Origin of the sequence: Pseudobutyrivibrio ruminis AD2017, assembly GCF_000424305.1 — a bacterium.
GTDB classification, from domain to species: Bacteria; Bacillota; Clostridia; order Lachnospirales; family Lachnospiraceae; genus Pseudobutyrivibrio; species Pseudobutyrivibrio ruminis_B.
Genome location: NZ_AUJQ01000003.1, coordinates 384,863 through 405,560 on the forward strand (window position 1 = coordinate 384,863; position 20,698 = coordinate 405,560).

At 40.9% G+C, this 20,698-nt stretch carries 16 protein-coding genes; 15 read left to right on the forward strand and 1 reads right to left on the reverse strand.

The window, feature by feature from the left end:
- Positions 1–3: 3 nt before the first annotated feature.
- Positions 4–201 carry a YjfB family protein gene (locus G611_RS0101595; RefSeq protein ID WP_028242118.1) on the reverse strand — a complete coding sequence of 66 codons (198 nt, stop codon included), beginning with the start codon at positions 199–201 and terminating at the stop codon, positions 4–6.
- A gap of 223 nt (positions 202–424) precedes the next feature.
- On the opposite strand from G611_RS0101595, the gene G611_RS0101600 reads away from it, so the two are divergent.
- From G611_RS0101600 to G611_RS0101670, 15 genes are all read left to right on the forward strand, one after another.
- A complete protein-coding gene (locus G611_RS0101600) occupies positions 425–1,345 on the forward strand; it encodes an alpha/beta hydrolase (protein ID WP_028242119.1) in 921 nt (306 codons plus the stop codon).
- 9 nt (positions 1,346–1,354) lie between these two features.
- Positions 1,355–2,602, forward strand: coding sequence for a hypothetical protein (locus G611_RS0101605; RefSeq protein ID WP_028242120.1), 1,248 nt, complete (start codon positions 1,355–1,357; stop codon positions 2,600–2,602).
- Positions 2,602–3,273, forward strand: a complete 672-nt coding sequence (locus G611_RS0101610) for a DUF6320 domain-containing protein (RefSeq protein ID WP_028242121.1) — start codon at positions 2,602–2,604, stop codon at positions 3,271–3,273. Before G611_RS0101605 ends, G611_RS0101610 begins: the two co-directional genes overlap by 1 nt.
- Entirely contained in the window at positions 3,273–5,873 is a 2,601-nt protein-coding gene (locus G611_RS15070) for an EAL domain-containing protein (protein WP_028242122.1), read from the forward strand. Before G611_RS0101610 ends, G611_RS15070 begins: the two co-directional genes overlap by 1 nt.
- Positions 5,874–5,954: 81 nt before the next feature.
- Positions 5,955–6,758, forward strand: coding sequence for an enoyl-CoA hydratase-related protein (locus G611_RS0101620; RefSeq protein ID WP_028242123.1), 804 nt, complete (start codon positions 5,955–5,957; stop codon positions 6,756–6,758).
- Positions 6,759–6,983: 225 nt separating this feature from the next.
- Positions 6,984–7,484 carry a DUF4190 domain-containing protein gene (locus G611_RS0101625; RefSeq protein WP_028242124.1) on the forward strand — a complete coding sequence of 167 codons (501 nt, stop codon included), beginning with the start codon at positions 6,984–6,986 and terminating at the stop codon, positions 7,482–7,484.
- Between the two features lie 89 nt (positions 7,485–7,573).
- Positions 7,574–10,735: an isoleucine--tRNA ligase gene (gene ileS / locus G611_RS0101630; protein WP_028242125.1), complete on the forward strand. Its 3,162-nt coding sequence runs from the start codon at positions 7,574–7,576 to the stop codon at positions 10,733–10,735.
- 318 nt (positions 10,736–11,053) lie between these two features.
- On the forward strand, positions 11,054–13,510 hold the full coding sequence (locus tag G611_RS0101635; protein ID WP_028242126.1) for a glycogen/starch/alpha-glucan phosphorylase: 2,457 nt from the start codon (positions 11,054–11,056) through the stop codon (positions 13,508–13,510).
- Positions 13,511–13,564: 54 nt separating this feature from the next.
- On the forward strand, positions 13,565–14,416 hold the full coding sequence (locus tag G611_RS0101640) for a CPBP family intramembrane glutamic endopeptidase (protein WP_207636284.1): 852 nt from the start codon (positions 13,565–13,567) through the stop codon (positions 14,414–14,416).
- A 129-nt stretch (positions 14,417–14,545) separates the two neighbouring features.
- Positions 14,546–15,544: a hypothetical protein gene (locus tag G611_RS15075; RefSeq protein WP_051195004.1), complete on the forward strand. Its 999-nt coding sequence runs from the start codon at positions 14,546–14,548 to the stop codon at positions 15,542–15,544.
- Between the two features lie 73 nt (positions 15,545–15,617).
- The gene (locus tag G611_RS0101650) at positions 15,618–16,895 is read left to right on the forward strand and encodes a dihydroorotase (RefSeq protein ID WP_028242128.1); all 1,278 of its coding nucleotides are present in this window, start codon (positions 15,618–15,620) and stop codon (positions 16,893–16,895) included.
- A gap of 219 nt (positions 16,896–17,114) precedes the next feature.
- A complete protein-coding gene (pyrF, locus tag G611_RS0101655) occupies positions 17,115–18,035 on the forward strand; it encodes an orotidine-5'-phosphate decarboxylase (protein ID WP_028242129.1) in 921 nt (306 codons plus the stop codon).
- A 74-nt stretch (positions 18,036–18,109) separates the two neighbouring features.
- The gene (locus G611_RS0101660) at positions 18,110–18,874 is read left to right on the forward strand and encodes a dihydroorotate dehydrogenase electron transfer subunit (RefSeq protein WP_028242130.1); all 765 of its coding nucleotides are present in this window, start codon (positions 18,110–18,112) and stop codon (positions 18,872–18,874) included.
- Positions 18,874–19,782: a dihydroorotate dehydrogenase gene (locus G611_RS0101665; RefSeq protein ID WP_028242131.1), complete on the forward strand. Its 909-nt coding sequence runs from the start codon at positions 18,874–18,876 to the stop codon at positions 19,780–19,782. The genes G611_RS0101660 and G611_RS0101665 overlap by 1 nt, the downstream gene beginning before the upstream one ends.
- Before the next feature lie 112 nt (positions 19,783–19,894).
- Positions 19,895–20,623, forward strand: a complete 729-nt coding sequence (locus G611_RS0101670; protein ID WP_028242132.1) for an adaptor protein MecA — start codon at positions 19,895–19,897, stop codon at positions 20,621–20,623.
- Positions 20,624–20,698: the final 75 nt, after the last annotated feature.

The following is a 20,698-nucleotide window of genomic DNA, read 5'->3' on the forward strand; positions in this document are numbered from 1 at the left end:
AACTCATATGCGCATGTCAATCATGGTACCTGACGTAGGATAAACCAAGCTTTCCAATGATGGAGAATTCATATCCATGCTTTTTGTTAAAGCATCGGCTTGTCCTTCTACGACATCTAATGTCTTGCCAAGCATAGCAGTCCCCACTGCGGTAAGAAGCTGGTTTTGACTTAAATTCATAGAAATCTCAGCTATATCCATGGCTGCGCCTCCCCTAAAAAAGACTAATGCTTTTTCGTACACGGATATTCTATCATGTGACAATAGTTATTTGGTGTCAAACTGTGACTAAAATGTGAAAAAACTGTGAAATCGACAACTTAGTAATGAAAATGAGTAATAAAAGTGAACATTGTGTGGTTTTGTGGAAAATTTGACTTATAATTATTATAATTAAAACAGTACATTAAAATAGAGGGTTAGTATGGCGTTATTAAAACTGAATCTTAATGATCCGTTAATGATAGCAATTAAGGCTATCAATTCTATAGGTGGCAAATCTTTAACCGAAGAAGATTTAAAAAGGCAACGCTCTGCTATGGAAAGAGCGGGGAAGCTGGCCGCCCCTACATCAGATGTCACAGTTGAAGAATTCAAGGTTAAAAATATCGCCTGCGAGTGGGTGAAGCCTGATTTCGCTCACAATCCACAGTATGTAATTTTATATGCCCACGGAGGTGGCTACACCTGCGGAGGATTAGGCTATGCCAGAATACTTGCGGCAAAGCTTGCGGTTGCTACAGGTTTTTCAGTAGTGTCATTTGAGTACAGACTTGCACCAGAGCACAAATATCCTGCTCCTTTAGAGGATGGCATGAAGATATGGAAATATCTTATGGAAAAGGGCTATGAGCCTAATAAGGTATTGCTTGCGGGGGATTCTGCCGGAGGCAATCTGGTGTTATGCATGACCATGAAGCTTATTAAGGAGGAGCTGGTATCACCTAAGGGATTGATATTGTTCAGCCCATGGACTGATATGACAGCCACTTCTAAATCCTATGAAAAATACAAGGAAAAGGACCCAATTCTAACTAAGGAATATGTTGAAGGTGTCAGAAATGCCTTTGTAGGTGAAGATGTTGATTTCGCGGACCCTAAATACAGTCCGTTATACGGAGATTTCACCAGCTTCCCACCTACATTCATCATGGTTGGAAGAAATGAGATTTTATTAGAAGACAGTGTTCAACTGCAAAAGAAGATACTAAAGGCTGGTGGGGAAGCTATAATTGATATTGAAAAGGATGGCTGGCATGTTTATCAGCAAATGCCTCTTCCTATTGCAACCCGTGCCATGAAGCGCGTGGCCGATTATGTATCTAATATAATATATGTAAGTTAGAGGAAAGAAATGAGTAGAGATAATTGGTATAAGGTAGATAATGTTGCAAAGGTCTTTCTTGCAACAGCATCTAAAAGAGATACACGAACTCTTAGAGTAAGCGCAACTCTTTGGGAAGAGATAGACCCAGAATTACTACAGGAAGCAGTTTTATCTGCAATTCAGATTAGACCACAGTTTCAGGTAAGAATCAGAAGAGGAATCTTCTGGCATTACATGGAAGATACAGATATTCAACCGGTTGTTACTGAGGAGCATGGCCGAGTTTGTCCTATACTTTACGTGCCGGGCAGAGCGATGCTACATTACAAGGTTACTTACTACGGCAACAGAATTAACTTAGATTTGTTCCATGCCATATCAGATGGAACAGGAGCATTAGAGTTTTTAAATATTATAGTGCTGGATTATTTAAAGCTAAAATATCCTGGGCGTTTCGAAGATACAACTATCCATTCAGGTGCATCAGAGGATGATTTGAATCAGGATAGCTATAAGCAGTTCTTCGGAAGCATGGGCTTGAAGGGGTCATCCTTGAAATATGCATATCATCCAAGCGGACTAAAGCTGCCATATGACCAGCTTCAGTTCTTCGAGGTTCATATGCCAACAGAACAGATACTTCCAAAGGCAAAGGAAATAGGGGTTTCCCTTACAAGCTATATAGGTGCCAGATTCATGATGGCTATTATGGAGGATATGCCACCTAGAAAGCGTAAAACGCCAATCAATGTTTCAATGCCTGTAAACCTTAGAAATTACTATCCAAGTCAGACATCAAGAAACTTCTTTAACAATGTTAACGTATCACATGTGTTTGATGAGGACATTTCCCTTGAGGATTTGGCAAAGGAGTTTGACGAAAAACTCAAAACCAATCTTACTGTGGATAACATTAAAAAGCAGATGGATAATTTTGAGACCATGGAATATGTTGCTCCAGTTAGAGCAGTCCCACTGTTCATCAAACAATGGGTTGTTAAATATGGTTCAAGGGTAACAGACAAGAAGGTGTCAGTAGTTTTATCCAACCTAGGAGTGCAAAAGCCACCTAAGGAAGTAGGGGACATGATTCAAAACTACAGTGCTTTTTGCAGTTCGGCTAATCTGTTTTCAACAATGTATAGCTACAACGGAGAGTTATCTCTTGGAATCACTTCACCTTACGCCAACACAAGAGTAATCAAATCCCTTGTGAGAAGCCTGGCAGAGGATGGAATTAACATTAGAGTTTATGCAACGGAGGTGATTCGATAATGAAGAACTGTCCTTATTGTAAAATAGAAGTAGGGGGCAATCTTAAAAAATGCCCTTTATGTCAAAGTAAATTAAATGGAGAATCAGAGAAACCTTATTTTCCACAGCAGACAACACTTAAGCTGCAATCTTTCTTTTATAAGCTACAGCTTTTTATTGTTTGGACTGTTGTAATATCCAGCCTAGGACTGGATTTTCTGTTTGGCTTCGATATGTGGCATTTCGTTAAATTCCACTGGAGCCTGATTGTTTCCATGTGGCTGATTGTTTTTGAATTTGGAATTATGAGGCTTTTCAAAAAAGGAATAAGCTCAGCCAGAATAATGACGCTGTTTGTGTTTATTGTTTTGGTGATGACGGGTGTTACAGCTTATTATATTGGAAAGCTACCATTTATTACAGAATGGGTTGCGCCAATAGTGATAATGGGGACACTTATTGCCAACTTTGTTCTTGCCATGATAGATAAGAATGGCAACGCAATGGTATATCTTCTGACAAATCTTGTAGTTGGCATTTTGCCATACATAGTTTTTTATTTCTTTGCTGATAGAGATTGTCCTGTTGCATGGATAGTTTGCTTGATGATAAGCGTTATCCTGTTTGTAGGAGCAATCATTTTCAAAGGACGTGAAGTAGTAAGCGAGATTCAAAGGAGACTAAACGTTTAATGAGCGACATTGGGGGAACTTTTAACAAAAGCAAGTACATAATTGATAACTTAGACAGGGCTATAGAGGAAGAATGGCTGGAGGTTTATTATCAGCCAATCATCAGAACATCTAATGGCAGAGTATGTGGGGAAGAAGCTCTCATTAGATGGGAAGACCCTGTTCTTGGTATGTTAAATCCTATGGACTTCGTGCCTGCACTTGAGGCGGTTAATGCAGTTCATAGGTTAGATTTGTATGTATTAGAAAAGGCCTTGCAGAAGATGGAGGACCAGAGAAAACGAGGACTCTACGTTGTTCCAACATCTATAAATCTGTCACAGGTAGATTTCTATACCTGCGATATCGTTGAAGAGGTTACTAGAAGAGTTGAGGAATCAAAGACTTCCAGAAGACTTATTGCAATCGAGGTGTCAGAAAGGTCTTTAACCATAGGTAACGATTTTGTCATTTCTCAGCTGGAGCAGTTTAGAGATTTAGGCTTCCAGGTGTGGATGGATGATTATGGAAGTGGCGATGCTGCCCTTGCTATCTTGCAGAAGATGCATTTTGATGCGCTGAAAATCAATATGTTCTATGTGCAGCAAATAAGCAAAAGTGAACGAGCTAGGATTATCCTTACCGAGCTGGTAAGGCTTGCCATGTTACTTGGAATGGAGACTGTTATTGAAGGTGTTGAGTTTGAAAATCAGGTAGAATTTCTACAGGAGATTGGATGTACAAAGCTTCAGGGATTCTATTATTGTAAACCACTCCCATCAAGCCAAGTCTTTGAAAGATATGAAAAAGGCATGGCCATTGGATTTGAGAATCCAGATGAATCGTCTTATTATTCAGCTGTAGGCAGAATCGGTCTTTACGATTTGTCTTTTGCGAGAAGCAATAATAACGAGCTTGCAAATTATTTTGACTCATTCCCAATTGCTATAGTTGAAACAGATGGTAAGACGCTGAGAATTATCAGAGATAACAATGTATTCAGGATATTCGTGTCCCAAAATATACCGGGGGCGAACACCAGCGGTATCTACCGATTTGATGATTCTAAAAAAGCTAACGAAGACAAGGAAGATGTAAAAACTGTTGGTATATACACATTAAACTGTATTAGAAATTGTGCTAAAACAGGTAAGCGAGCTATTATCGACGATAGAATGCCTGATGGAAATATAGTTCAGATTCTACTTCAGAGAATTGCTGTTAATCCTGTTACAAAGCTTTCTGCTGTAGTTATTGCAATCCTTCAGGTTAATGAAACACAAAGCAACACAGATTCTTTAACCTACAATTATATAGCAAGAGCTTTGTCGGAAGACTATATCGATATGTATTTTGTTGATATGGAATCTGGAGATTTTATCGAATTCAACCCTGACGGTTACAATCGTGATGTTGCTGTTGAAAGAAGGGGAACAGACTTCTTCAGAGCGGCTGAATCCGAGATAAAGAAAAGGATTTATGCTGAGGATGTAGATATTATGTTGAAATCCTTTACGAAAAGAAATATCAAGAAGACCATCGAAGAACAGGGTTCTTATACATTGACATATCGTCTTATGATGAATGGTAAGCCTATTTATGTTAATTTGAAGGCTGTAAGAATAAGAACAGATAACAAACATATCATTATTGGAATCAATAACGTAGATTCGCAGGTTAAACAGCAGGAGATTATTGAAAGAGCTAACGAAGAAAGACTTATGTACAGTCGTGTAATGGCTCTTTCAGGTGATTTTATCTGTTTCTATTCTGTTGACCCTGAAACCGAACACTATGTATGCTTTACAGCTACACAGGAATTTGAAAAGTTAAACATACCAAATGAAGGAGATGAATTCTTTGGAATATCCAGAGATAATTCTAGAAAAGTAGTTCATCCAAAGGATTTGAAGGATTATCTGAAGGTATTCACTAAGGAGAATATTTTAAACAGCATTAGTAAGCATGGTGTGTTTATTTACAATTATAGATTTCTGATTAATGGGGTAATAACACATGTATGCCTTAAAGCAACTCTTGTAAAGGAAAAAACGGGAGATAAGCTTATAGTTGGTATTATTGATGTTGAAAATCAGGTTCTTATGGAACAGGAATATGCTGCTAATCTTAAAGAGGCAGAGGATAAGGCTACAAAGGATCCGCTTACTGGCGTAAAGAATAAACGTGCTTATGTTGATGAAGAGGAATATTTAAATGTTCAGATAAGCGTTGGAAACGATATTCAGTTTGCTATTGTGGTATGCGATATCAATGGTCTGAAACAGGTTAACGATAACATGGGACATGCAGCAGGCGATGCCTATATTAAAGAGGGCTGCGAGATGGTCTGCGACGCATTTTCAAGAAGCCCTGTATTCAGAATTGGCGGTGATGAATTTGTGGCTGTGGTACAGGGTAAGGATTACGACTACCTTGAATCAAGAATTGAGCGAATTAACAAAGCAAATGATAAAAATAAAAAGAACGGCAAGGTAACAATTGCAATTGGCTATTCCGTTTATGATAAAAAGGATAAATTCGTTTCAGATGTTTTCGAGAGAGCGGACTCCTTAATGTATGCTAACAAAAAGAAAATGAAAGTAGCAGATAAAAACGTTTAACGGGATTGACAAAAGTTTAACAATGGACTAATATAGTTTACATGAGAAAAAAGGGCCAGACCCTTAAAGAGGAGGATTACTATGAGCGAATTTAACAACTTAAAGCTTGAAGTTGCTGATGAGATTGCAGTTCTTACAATTTCACGTCCAGCAGCACTTAATGCACTTAATTCAGAGACACTTGATGAGCTTAACGTAGCTTTAACAGAAATCGAGGCAAGAGATGATGTTAAGGTACTTATTCTTACAGGTGGTCCTGATAAGAAGGATAATGCATTCAAGTCATTCGTTGCTGGTGCAGACATCTCTGAGATGGTTAACTTTACAGCAGCTGAGGCTCGTGCATTTGGTATGAGAGCATCAGTTCCATTCTTTAAGCTTATGAACATGAGACAGGTTACAATCGCTGCAGTTAATGGTTTCGCACTCGGCGGTGGATGCGAAATCGCTATGGCTTGTGATATTCGTATCGCTTCAGAGAACGCTACATTTGGTCAGCCAGAGACAGGCCTTGGAATTATCCCAGGTTTCGGTGGTACACAGAGACTTGCTCGTCTTGTAGGTATGGGACGTGCTAAGGAGCTTATCTTCACATGCGATTCTATCGATGCTAACGAAGCATACAGAATCGGTCTTGTAAACAAGGTAACAACTACAGAAGAGCTTATGTCTACAGCTAAGGCTATGGCTGCTAAGATTGCTTCAAAGGGAAGCTATGCAGTATCTATCGCAAAGGCTGCTATCAACAACGGATATGATATGGATATCAAGAACGCTGTTGAGATGGAAGCTAACCTTTTCGGTATCACATGTTCTACACATGATAAGGCTGAAGGTATGGGCGCATTCCTTGAAAGACGCGCAGCTAACCTCACAGATTTCTAATATCGTATAATATTGACACCCTGTAGTGTGACGATAGCTTGTAGCTATCAATCTCTGAGCGTTTCCGAAGGAAACATTAGTTGACGAAGGAAATGTCTCAGGATTGAGAGCGTAACAAGCGAGCCGTAACCTCGGGGTGTTTTTTTATTTAGCAGGGTTGTAAAAAAGGGCGTAAACAGTTATCATAATTAAGATTAGGTTAATATTAGGTTTAGTAGGTGAATTATGAATAACGATTATATGTTTGAAGATGAAGATGACCAGGATTTAAAGCAGGAAGAAACCCAAAATAATTCCTATGATCCAAATTTCGGAAGCTATAATGGCCCTAAATATAGCTATATGGAACCAGGCTATGTTCCTGCATCAGATGGTATGGGAACAGCAGTAGCATCTATGGTTCTTGGAGTTATCTCACTGGTGCTTTTTATGCTTGGAATCAATGTCATTGCCGCTATTATTTCTATAGTACTTGGCATTATTGTTCTTGTCAGAAATGGCAATCAGCTTGGAAAGATATTTTCTGTAATTGGAATAGTTACATCAATAATAAGTATTATTGCCTGCATTGTTTCATGGGTATTTATTATGCACAACGCAGCCAACATCGAAAAGATTTACGATGACACTGATGGCATGCAGGAATTATACGAATTCTACGGTATCGGAGAAGAGGATGAGCTCCCATTTAACGACCAGGAATTCGATATAGATGATACACTTTAATTTAGGTTAAATGTGCCTACGGCATTTTTAATAGTAAGAGAAGGGATATCTGACGAGAAAGGATATCCTCATAGAAAGGAATTACTAATATGTACAACAAGGTAGACGCAAGCCTGAACTTCGTTGAAAGGGAGAAGCAGGTACAGAAGTTCTGGGAGGAGAATGATATCTTCCAGAAATCAATGGATTCAAGAAAAAAGGGAGAGACTTACACATTTTATGATGGACCACCAACAGCAAATGGTAAGCCACACATCGGTCACGTAGAAACACGTGCTATCAAGGACATGATTCCCAGATTCCAGACAATGAAAGGCAAATTCGTGCCTAGAAAAGCTGGTTGGGATACTCATGGTCTTCCTGTAGAGCTAGAAGTAGAAAAGCTTCTTGGTCTTAATGGTAAGGAACAAATCGAAGAATATGGTATGGAGCCTTTCATTAAAAAATGTAAGGAATCTGTATGGAAATACAAAGGTATGTGGGAGGATTTCTCTGGAACTGTAGGTTTCTGGGCTGACATGGATAATCCTTACATCACATACGATAACAACTTTATTGAGTCTGAGTGGTGGGCACTTAAGACTATCTGGGATAAGAAGCTCCTTTATAAGGGATTCAAAATCGTTCCATATTGCCCACGTTGTGGTACACCTCTTTCAGCACAGGAGGTTGCACAGGGATATAAGACAGTTAAAGAGCGTTCAGCAGTTGTTCGTTTCAAAATCAAGGGTGAGGATGCTTACTTCCTTGCATGGACAACAACACCATGGACACTTCCATCTAACCTTGCACTTTGTGTAAACCCTGATGAGACATACATCAAGGTTAAGGCTGTTGATGGATATACATACATCCTTGCAGAGGCACTTGCAGATAAGGTGCTTTCAAAGGTTGCTACAGAAGAAGGCGCTAAGCCTTACGAAGTACTTGAGACATACAAGGGTACAGATTTAGAGTACAAGGAATATGAGCCACTTTTTGAGTGCGCAGGCGTTGCAGCTGAAAAGCAGCACAAGAAGGCTCACTTCGTTACATGTGACTCATATGTTACTATGTCAGATGGTACTGGTATCGTACATATCGCTCCTGCATTTGGTGAGGACGATGCTAAGGTAGGTCGTAAGTATGACCTTCCATTCGTTCAGTTCGTAGATGGCAAGGGTGAGATGACCGAGGAGACTCCTTATGCAGGTCTCTTCGTTAAGAAGGCAGACCCAGAGGTTCTTAAGGACCTTGATAAGGAAGGTAAGCTTTTCGATGCTCCTAAGTTCGAGCACGAATATCCACACTGCTGGAGATGCGATACTCCACTTATCTACTACGCTAGAGAATCATGGTTCATCAAGATGACAGAGGTTAAGGATGACCTGATTAGAAATAACAATACAGTTAACTGGATTCCAGAGAACATCGGTAAGGGACGTTTCGGCGATTGGCTTGAGAACGTTCAGGACTGGGGTATTTCTCGTAACCGTTATTGGGGAACTCCACTTAACATTTGGGAATGTCCTGATTGCGGTAAGCAGATTTCTATCGGTAGCCGCAAGGAGCTTGCAGAGCTTTCAGGCAGACCTGAAGCAGAGACTATCGAGCTTCACCGTCCATACATCGATGAGGTTACATGCACATGTCCAGAATGTAAGGGCACAATGAAGCGTGTACCAGAGGTTATTGACTGCTGGTTCGATTCAGGTGCAATGCCATTCGCTCAGCATCACTATCCATTCGAAAATAAGGAAGTCTTTGAGCAGCAGTTCCCTGCTAAGTTTATTTCAGAGGCTGTTGACCAGACACGTGGTTGGTTCTATTCGTTGATGGCTGAATCAACTTTACTTTTCAACAAGGCTCCTTATGAGAACGTTATCGTTTTAGGTCACGTTCAGGATGAGAACGGTCAGAAGATGTCTAAGTCTAAGGGCAACGCTGTTGACCCATTCGATGCACTTGAAAAGATGGGTGCAGATGCAATTAGATGGTACTTCTACACATCTTCAGCACCATGGATTCCAAAGAGATTTGGTGAGAACGCAGTTATGGAAGGCCAGAGAAAGTTCCTTGGAACACTTTGGAATACATACGCTTTCTATATTTTATATGCAAACATTGATGAGTTTGATCCTACAAAGTACGAGCTTGACTTTAGCAAGCTTGCAGTTATGGACAAGTGGATTCTTTCACGTCTTAACTCAGCAATTAAGGCTGTTGATGATAATCTTTCAAACTACAAGATTCCAGAAGCAGCACGTGCTTTAGATGAGTTCGTAGATGACATGTCAAACTGGTACGTTCGTCGTTGCCGTGACAGATTCTGGGCAAAGGGAATGGAGCAGGATAAGGTTAATGCTTACATGACTCTTTACACATGCCTTAAGGATATCTCGCTTGCAGCAGCACCAATGATTCCTTTCATGACAGAGGAAATCTACCAGAACATGGTTCGCTCAGTAGATAAGACAGCACCAGAGTCAATCCATCTTTGTGACTTCCCAGTTGTTAATGAAGCATTCATTGACAAGAAGCTTGAGGAAGATATGGATGAGCTCCTTAAGATAGTAGTTCACGGACGTGCTTGCCGTAACACAGCACAGATTAAGAATAGACAGCCAATCGGCCAGATGTACATCAAGGCTGAGCATGAGCTTGATGAAATGTATGTATCTATCATCGAGGATGAGCTTAACGTTAAGAAGGCTACATTTACAGAGGATGTATCTTCATTCACATCATACTCATTCAAGCCACAGCTTCGTACAGTAGGACCTAAGTATGGTAAGTTCCTTGGCGGTATCCAGAAGGCTCTCGCTAGCTTAGATGGAAACGCAGCTTATGCAGAGCTTAAGGCAAATGGGGTATTAAGATTGCCAGAGGTTGATGCATCTATCGAGCTTGCAGAGGAAGACTTACTTATCTCTATGGCCCAGACAGAAGGCTTCGTAGCAGACGGAGACAACTACGTAACAGTAGTTCTCGATACAAATCTTACAGAAGAGCTTCTTGAGGAAGGCTTCGTAAGAGAAATCGTTTCTAAGATTCAGACAATGCGTAAGGAAGCTGATTTCGAGGTTATGGACCGCATCAGCGTAGCATACTCAGGCTCTGAGAAAGCTGCAGCAATCTTTGCAAAGAACAAGGATCTTATCGCAGGCGAAGTTCTTGCAGATTCTATCGAAGAAGGTAACGCCGGCGACCACGTAAAAGAGTGGAACATCAACGGCGAGAAGGTAACACTTGCTGTAACACGCCGTGGCTAGCCACTACGTTATGGCTCGCCTGTTACGCACACAAGCATAATATTTCTACGCTCAGCAGCACGCTTCGCTTAAGAAATATTATAGCTTGTGCACTACAGGCTACTTAAAGTGTATTGTTAGTAAATCAGTATAAGCTGAACATAACCTGGGCAAGCGCGAGCAGGGAAGTATCATGCAAGCTAGGAAGGAACCGCGAAGCGATAGCGTAGCGGGAGGTTGCCTAGCGCAGTATGAGGGGTGCCCTGCGGGAGCACGAAGTACTAGGAACAGCTTATACGTCCTACGCACATAATACGTATATAGGAGGGGTTTTGAGGTATGAAGAGACAGATGCCAAGTACTAAAGAGATTGAACGCGAAATTGTTAATCGTGTGAAAATCATGTTTAGGAAGGACTTTGATGAGGCTACCGAGGAGGAGATATACAGAGCCTGCTCCGAGGTAGTTAATGAGGTAGTTATCGACAATTGGTTGAACACTCAAAAGGAGTTCAACAAGCAGGATCCTAAGTGCGTATATTACATGTCTATGGAGTTCCTAATTGGACGACTATTAGGTAATAACATGATTAATATGCGTGGTTATACCGAGGTCATGGATGCGTTAGATGAACTTGGAGTTGATATTAATGCTATTGAGGACCAGGAGCCAGACCCAGCCTTAGGTAATGGTGGTTTGGGAAGACTTGCAGCATGCTTCTTGGATTCGCTTGCTACACTTCAGTATCCGGCTTATGGCTGCGGTATTAGATACCATTACGGTATGTTCAAGCAGAAGATTGTGGATGGCTATCAGGAGGAAGTCCCTGACAACTGGCTTCAGACCCGATACCCATTTGAATTGGAGCGCCCAGAGTATGAGTTCGAGGTAAAATTTGGCGGTTGGGTTCGTTATGAGAATCAGCCAGATGGCACCACAAAATACATCCATGAGGGTTATAATTCAGTAATTGCCACACCTTATGATATGCCAGTTACTGGCTTTGATAATGGTATGGTTAATACACTTATGATTTGGGACGCTAAGCCCAAGGAGGTCTTCAGATTAGATTCCTTTGAGCGAGGCGATTACAATAAGGCCGTTGAGGATATGAATCTGGCCCGCAACCTTACAGAGGTTCTTTATCCAAATGACAATCATATTCAAGGTAAGGAGCTACGTTTAAAGCAGCAGTACTTCTTTGTATCTGCATCATTACAGCGCGCCCTTGATAAATATTTCCGTCATCACAGCGATATTAAGAGACTTCCTGAGAAGGTTGTAATCCAGATGAATGATACTCATCCAACCCTTACAGTTGCGGAGCTTATGCGACTTCTTATGGATGAGCATGGTCTTGGCTGGGATGATGCGTGGGAGATTACAACACACTGTGTTGCATACACAAACCACACCATCATGTCCGAGGCTCTTGAAAAATGGCCACAGGATATCTTTAAGAATCTGCTTCCACGTATCTATATGATAGTAGAAGAGATTAATCGTAGATTTTGTGATGATATCAGGGCTAAGTTCCCTGGTGATGAGGCAAGGGTGGGCCGTATGGCAATTCTTGCAGACGGTCAGGTAAAGATGGCTCATATGGCCATAGCTGCAAGCTTTTCAGTAAATGGTGTTGCAGCTCTTCATACAGAGATTTTGAAGAACGTATCTCTGCATGATTTCTATGAGATGTATCCAGAGAAGTTCAACAACAAGACAAACGGAATTACTCAAAGAAGATTCCTTATGCATGGTAACTATAAGCTGTCAGATTGGGTAATTTCAAAGATTGGTCGTGGCTGGATTACAGATTTGTCCCAAATGGAAAAGCTTGAAAGATATATAGATGACAAGCGTTCAATCGAAGAGTTTATTAACATTAAGCACGAGAACAAGAGACGTCTTGCTAAATATATCTTTGATCATAATGGGGTAGATGTTGACCCTAATTCAATCTTCGATGTACAGGTTAAGAGATTGCATGAATACAAGCGTCAGCTTCTTAATATTCTTCATGTTATGTATCTGTACAACCAGATTAAAGAGAATCCTGATATGGATTTCTATCCTACAACCTTTATCTTCGGAGCAAAGGCATCAGCAGGATATGAGAATGCAAAGCTTATTATCAAGCTAATTAATAACGTGGCAGCTGTAATCAATAATGATAGGTCAATCGAAGGCAAGCTTAAGGTTGTATTCATTGAAGATTATAGAGTATCAAATGCTGAATGGATTTTTGCCGCAGCAGATGTTTCAGAGCAGATTTCTACAGCATCTAAGGAGGCATCAGGAACAGGTAACATGAAGTTCATGCTTAATGGTGCAGTTACAATTGGTACTATGGACGGTGCTAACGTGGAAATGTACCAGGAGCTTGGTGGTAAGAATATTTTTATCTTCGGTATGAGCTCTGACGAGGTTATTGCTCATGAGAAGAATAATGATTACAACCCTGTAGACGTAATGAACAATGACCATCGTATTCAGAAGGTACTACAGCAGTTGGTTAACGGATATTATAGCATCGAAAATCCAGAATTGTTTAGACCTATTTACAATTCGCTTTTGAATACACAGTGTACAGCAAAGGCTGATACATATTTTGTATTAAAGGATTTTGCATCTTATTGTGAAGCCCATGAAAAGATTCAGGAGGCTTACAAGGATAGATTTAAATGGGGACAGATGGCACTTGAAAATGTAGCACATGTGGGCAAGTTCTCATCTGACAGAACCATTCAAGAATATGTAGACGACATTTGGCATTTAGACAAACTAGATTTACACTAAATGCACAGTAAGGAAATTGATATGAACCAAAATAATAATAACAGAATAAAGTATATGGCTTGGATATTTCTTCCATGTATATTAGCATTCATTTTACAGTACATTGCTACTATCGTGGTAATGGAAGGTGGAGCTGTATACGCGATGGGAACCTTCAAGGGCTCTACGGTTGATGAATTAATGGACTATATGTTTGATATTATACTATCAACCGCCACTGATGGTAGCATCTATGTTTTATACGCTGTTGTTGGTGTTGCAATATTTGTCACCTGCTATAACAAAATGTTTATGAAGGGCAAGAGCTATAGCATCAAGGGAATATCTAAAAATATTCCGCTAACAATAGTAGGACTGATTTTGTTTTGCATAGGAATGCAGTACATTAGCATGTTTTTAATGAATGCTCTTGGTGTAGCATTTCCATCATGGCTGGAAGAATACGAAAACATTATTGAATCAGCAGGTTTAGATGATGAAATATCAGTTTTGATGGCTGTATATGCAGTGTTCTTAGGACCAGTAGTAGAAGAGTTCATATTCAGAGGTATTACATATTCAGCAGCTAAAAAGCTAATGCCTTATTACCTTGCAATTTTTGTACAGGCATTGTTGTTTGGAGCATTCCATCTTAATCCTATTCAGGGATGCTATGCATTTGTTTTAGGCTTAGGTTTAGGATATATAATGTATCTTTACGACAATATCTTCTTAACAATATTCGTTCATATTGTTTACAATATTGTAGGAACTTTCTTTACCGAATTGCTTCCACTTGCATCAGATACAGTATATACACTATTCTTTAGCATTTTATTTGCACTTATTGTTACTTATGGCAGCTTGGTTTTCTTAAAAAATGGAGCTGCATCAGTTAAGAATGAGGCAGATTATACCGATATATAATTACACGGACGATAATCACAGGACCAGGAAGGCGATAAGCTTTCCTGGTTTTTTCGTTTCAGAAACTGTGATACGGAAAATGGATTTTCCCTTTATAAATATGAACCATCATTTATAGGAGGGAAGCGTATGGTAATTCAAAACTCTGAGGTTCAAATGACCTCAAAAAGTAACTATTCAGTTACTACAAAGGCTAAGGTTCAGGTCAGCCAAAATCCTGCAATCAAAATCGGTGACATTACATTTAAGCTGCCGGAGGGCAGTGAAGATGTGACGGATGTCAAAGATGTAAATGAACTGAATATGGTAGAAGATGAAAATGGGCTGTCACAGATAGCAAACAGGGAAACCAGAATGCAGGCAATGAGCTATTTGCTAAGGGTGTTGCTTTTAAGCAGAATTTTTGGAGAAAAAACAAGCTTTTCAGATATGCTTAGTGAGTTTTTCCAGGAGAATTCTGGCCAGCTAACATCAACAGCTATTTGCTATGAACGTACTGAAACACAGTCTGTATCCTATATGTCAAAGGGAACAGCGGTTACAGCAGATGGTCGTAGGCTAAGCTTTGATTATGGCTTTGAAATGTCTGAATCATTCCACGAGGAATATACCAGGATTCAGTCCACCTTTTCAAATTTTATAGATCCGCTTGTAATTAATCTTAGTGATTCACCTACATCTATATCTAATCAAACATTTTATTTTGATTTAGATGGAGATGGAAAGGAAGATGAGATAAATAAGCTGGCTGAAGGGCATGGATTCTTGGCACTAGACAGAAATGAGGATGGAAAAATAAATGATGGCTCAGAGCTGTTTGGAGCTATGACTGGAGATGGCTTTGGCGAACTTGCGGTATTTGATGAGGACTGCAGTGGATGGATTGATGAGAATGATCCTATATTTGAAAAGCTGCGTGTATGGTCCATGAATGAAAAGGGTGAGATGGAGCTATATACGCTTAAACAGTCAGATGTTGGGGCAATTTTTTTAGGCAGGGTATCAACGGAATTTCTCAACCATGATGATGAGAATATAGCCAGGGCAGCCATAAGGGAATCGGGTATATTTTTACACGAAAGTGATGGTCATGCAGGAGGTATACAGCACGTTGATTTTGCCACCTAAATTAGGGTATATTTGTTTCATCTTTTAGGTGTTTATGCTATACTATTGAAAGTTTAGAGAAAAGAGGTATAGCATGAGCCTAATTATCAAAAACGGTAGGGTTATTAATCCACCAACTAACACAGATGAATTATTAGATATCAAGATAGACGGGAACAGTATTTCAGCTATTTCGGCTGAAATTGTTCCCGTTTTTTCTGATGAAGTAATTGATGCGAAGGGGTGTATGGTATTTCCAGGTTTTATTGATATGCACGTACACTTTAGAGACCCAGGACAGACAGCAAAGGAAGACATCGAAACAGGTTCTAAAGCAGCTGCAAGAGGCGGTGTAACAACAGTATGCGCCATGCCTAATACAAAGCCGGTAGTGGACAATCCTGAACTTGTAAAATATGTTCACGACAAAGGTAAGGCTGTAGGACTGACAAGGGTTCTTCAGGTTGGCTCAGTTACTAAGGGAATGGAAGGCAAGGAGCTTTCAGATTTAGAGGGCATGATAAAGGAAGGCATTCCTGCCATTTCAGAGGATGGCAAATCTGTTATGGATTCCGGTCTATATCGTGAGGCTATGAAGCTTGCTGCCAAGGCAGACATTCCAGTGCTTGCCCATTGTGAGGACATTAATCTTGTCCAGGGGGGCGTAATGAACATGGGAGCAAAATCAGATTCCATGGGAGAAAAGGGAATTAGCAACGCTGTAGAAAATATCATCGAAGCTCGTGATATTATGCTTGCTGAGGAAACAGGTGCAACACTTCATTTGTGCCATTGCTCTACAAAGGAAAGCTATGACATCCTTAAGGAGGCAAAGGCCAGAGGCATCAAGGTCTCAGGCGAGGTTTGCCCACATCATTTCACTCTTACAGAGGATGATATTGTGCCAGGAGATGGCAACTATAAGATGAATCCACCTGTAAGAACCAAGGAGGATAGAGAGGCCTTAAGACGAGGTCTTGCCGAGGGAGTATTCGAAGTAATATCTACAGACCATGCTCCTCATACAGCAGAAGAAAAAGCCCAAGGCTTCGCATCGCCATTTGGTATAGTAGGATTAGAGACAAGCGCATCTCTTACATATACAGAGCTTGTTCTTGGGGGAATAATCAGCCCTATGCAGATGGCTGCCTACATGAGCAGCAATCCTGCAAGAATACTTGGCTTAAATGATTTAGGAGATATATCAGTTGGCAAAACAGCCGACATCACCATCTTCGACCCAAACGCAGAATACGAAATTCACGCCGCCGACTTCGTAGGCAAATCCAAAAACATGCCATACGAAGGCCGCAAGGTAAATGGTAAAGTGGTAACCACCATCTTCGGTGGTAAGGTAGTGTACCGTAGCTGATAGTAGTCGCTACTATGTAGAAGTAGCCTGTAGCTGTCAAATATAAATATTACTAAGCGAGACATCCTTAGTTGAGAGTGTGCAGTAGTTAGAATTGAAAGTGTAGAAGTAGCCTGTAGCTGTCAAAACTAAGTATTACTAAGCGAGACATTCTTAGTCGAGTGTGTAATACTTAGATTTGATAGCGTAACAGGCGAGAAAACAAGTGGAGGATAGAATATGATTTCAAGATTAATTAATCAGATTACTGAGAAGAACGCCCCTATAGTTGTGGGCCTTGACCCTACCATGAAGCTTATGCCAAAGACTCTTGTGGATAAGCACATCGCAGAGCATGGCCAGACCCTAGAGGCAGTTGGCGAGGCTATGTTTGATTATAACAAGCAGATTATGGATGCTTGTGCAGATTTAATTCCAGCTGTAAAGCCACAGATTGCCATGTACGAAAGCTACGGCATTCCAGGCATGATTGCATATAAGAAGACAGTTGATTACGCTAAGGAGCTTGGCCTTGTGGTTATCGCAGATATCAAGCGTGGAGATATCGGTTCAACATCTACAGCATACGCTCTTGGTCATCTTGGCTCAGTTCAGGTTGGGGATTATAAATATCAGGGCTTCGATGCAGATATGGCAACAGTTAACCCATATCTTGGTACTGATGGTGTAAAGCCTTTCGTAGATGTATGTAATGAAGAGGATAAGGGAATCTTCGTACTTTGCAAAACATCTAATCCTTCATCTGGCGAGTTCCAGGATAGATTAATCGATGGCAGACCATTGTACGAACACATGGCTGAAAAGATTGAAGAGTGGGGCTCAGCTTCTATGGACGGCGAATACTCTAACGTAGGTGCAGTTGTAGGTGCTACATACCCAGAAATGGGTGCAAAGCTTCGTAAGCTCATGCCTCATACATACATCCTTGTACCAGGCTATGGTGCACAGGGCGGTAAGGGTGCAGACCTTGTAAACTTCTTCAACAAAGATGGCCTTGGCGCCATCGTAAATTCCAGCCGCGGTATCATCGCAGCATACCAGCAGGAAAAATACGCAAGCTACGGTGAAGCAAACTTCGCCGAAGCCAGCCGCGCCGCTGTAGAAGACATGCTCGCCGACATCCGCGGTGCATTAGCATAAAAGGCTTCTCCCCCTGGGAGAAGCTGTCACCGAAGGTGACTGATGAGGGTTAAAAACTAAAAGGAGTCAAATAAATGAAAGTTAAAGAAACAGCTAAAATAGTTTCAGCCGCAAACCTAGCCGAAGGCATCTACAGCCTAGTCCTTAAAACAGCTGCCAGCCAATACTCCATCCCAGGCCAATTCATCAACATCTTTTCAAACGATGGAAGCAAGCTGCTGCCACGCCCAATCAGCATCTGTGAGATTGATAAGGCACAGGGCACTCTCAGAGTTGTCTACCGTGTAGTAGGTAAGGGAACAGAAGAGTTCTCAAAGCTTCAGGCAGGAGATACTGTAGAAGTTTTAGGACCATTAGGAAATGGCTTCCCTCTGGAGGAAGGCAAAGCCATAGTTGTTGGTGGTGGAATTGGTGTGCCTCCAATGCTAGAGCTCGCAAAGCAGCTTAGTGGCCATGTAACTGCAGTCTTAGGATATCGCACAGACGATTTGTTCTTGGAGGATAATTTCATCGACGCAGCTGACGAGGTTGTATTTGCAACAGATGATGGAACGGTAGGTGTTCACGGAACAGTAGTGGATGCCATGAAGGAAAATGATTTAAAGGCAGATGTAATCTATGCCTGCGGCCCAAAGCCAATGCTTAGAGGAGTAGCTGAGTATGCAGATTCAATTGGTGCAAAATGCTACGTATCAATGGAAGAGCGTATGGCCTGCGGCGTAGGGGCATGTCTTGGATGTGTGTGCCAGTCGAAGGATGTGGACGACCACAGCCACGTTAAAAATAAAAGAGTATGTAAAGATGGTCCAGTTTTCCTATCAACGGAGGTAGTCCTATAATGAATACAAAGGTAACAATTGCAGGTGTTGAATTTCAAAATCCAATCATGGAGGCTTCTGGAACCTTTGGTTCAGGAATGGAATATTCAGAGTTCGTAGATTTAAATAAGCTGGGAGCAGTTGTCACAAAGGGTGTAGCAGGTGTGCCATGGCCTGGCAATCCTACTCCTCGTATTGCGGAAGTTAGCTCTGGAATGCTTAATGCAATCGGTTTACAGAACCCTGGTGTGGAAGTATTTTGTGAACGAGATTTGAAATTTTTAGAAGATTACAAGAATACTCGTGTTCTGGTTAATGTTTGTGGACATTCAGCCGAAGAATATATTGAGGTGGTTGATAGATTAGCAGATGAAAAAAGGGTAGATATGTTGGAAATCAACATTTCATGTCCGAACGTTAAAGAAGGCGGAATCGCCTTTGGACAGGACCCTAAGGCAGTTGAAGAAATCACAAGACTAGTAAAGAAGCATGCTAAGCAGCCAATCGTTATGAAGCTTTCGCCAAACGTTACCGACATCAAGGTAATGGCAAAGGCAGCTGAAGCAGGCGGTGCAGATGCAATTTCTCTTATCAATACCTTAACAGGAATGAAAATCGATGTTGAGCGTCAGAGTTTTGTTCTGGCAAACAAAACAGGTGGCATGTCAGGGCCAGCAGTTCATCCAATAGCAGTTAGAATGGTATACGAGTGTGCCAATGCAGTTAATATTCCAATCATCGGAATGGGCGGTATTTGTACATGGGAAGATGCAGTGGAAATGATGTTGGCAGGCGCAACGGCTGTATCTGTAGGAACTGCAAATTTCTTTAATCCAACAGCTACGCTGGATATTCTTCAAGGCGTTATGGATTACATGGAAAGAAAAAATATTGAGGACATTCGTGATATTGTTGGAATAGTTAAATAATAATACTCACAGACTTTATTTTTTCACACAATATATACAGAAAATTCCGTGACACTTTTAAGTCGATTTGCTAAACTTATTTTACGTCCATACATTGAAAGGAGGGGAGCTGATGAAGTTCAAGAAGATAGGTGAGGACAAGATTAGATGCGTCATCACTAAAGAAGAAATGGAAATGAGCGGCATGGAGCTTGGTGATTTCGTCAGTGACCAGGAAAAGACCCAGAGCTTTATTAGGGATATTCTAGCAGAGGCGTGTGAAACACTTGGAATAGAGACTCATGCAAAGGCGTATAGTGTCCAAATGACAGTTATGCCACAGGGCGATGTTGCATTACTTATATCCCCAGATTCAAGCAGCGGATTGGCAACTGCAATTGAGGAATTAAAGAAGCATTTAACTGGTTTACAGGAGACTTTGTCTACGACAAAGAATCAACCTAGCACAAATATTATGCCAGCACCGGCAACAGCATCAGCACCAGGCACATCTGATGTACCAGTGCAGCCAGCCAGGGCAATTAGCGACGATACTGATGAAGTAACAGCTCAGTACCTTGAAACACCACTTTGGGCAATCTTACCAGATTTGGATGCCGCAATATTACTTTGCAAGCATTTACCAAAGTACGATGGAATGCAAAGCGCATTGTACCGTTATGGTGACGATTATTACATCAAGCTTAACTTCGAGCTTACACGTCGTCAGATATCAGCAGTAATCTTAGTTTTAGCAGAATTTGCTACCCAGATGTTTACAGAAAGCTTCGACGGAGCATTCTTGCTAGAGCATGGAGATTTAATCTGCGACGATTGCGTCAATATGTTATCGCAGGTATAAATAATAAAAAGACAGCTACTTGGTTGTAGCTATCAATGATTTGTTATACTCAAGGAGCCAATCTCGCGACGGAGT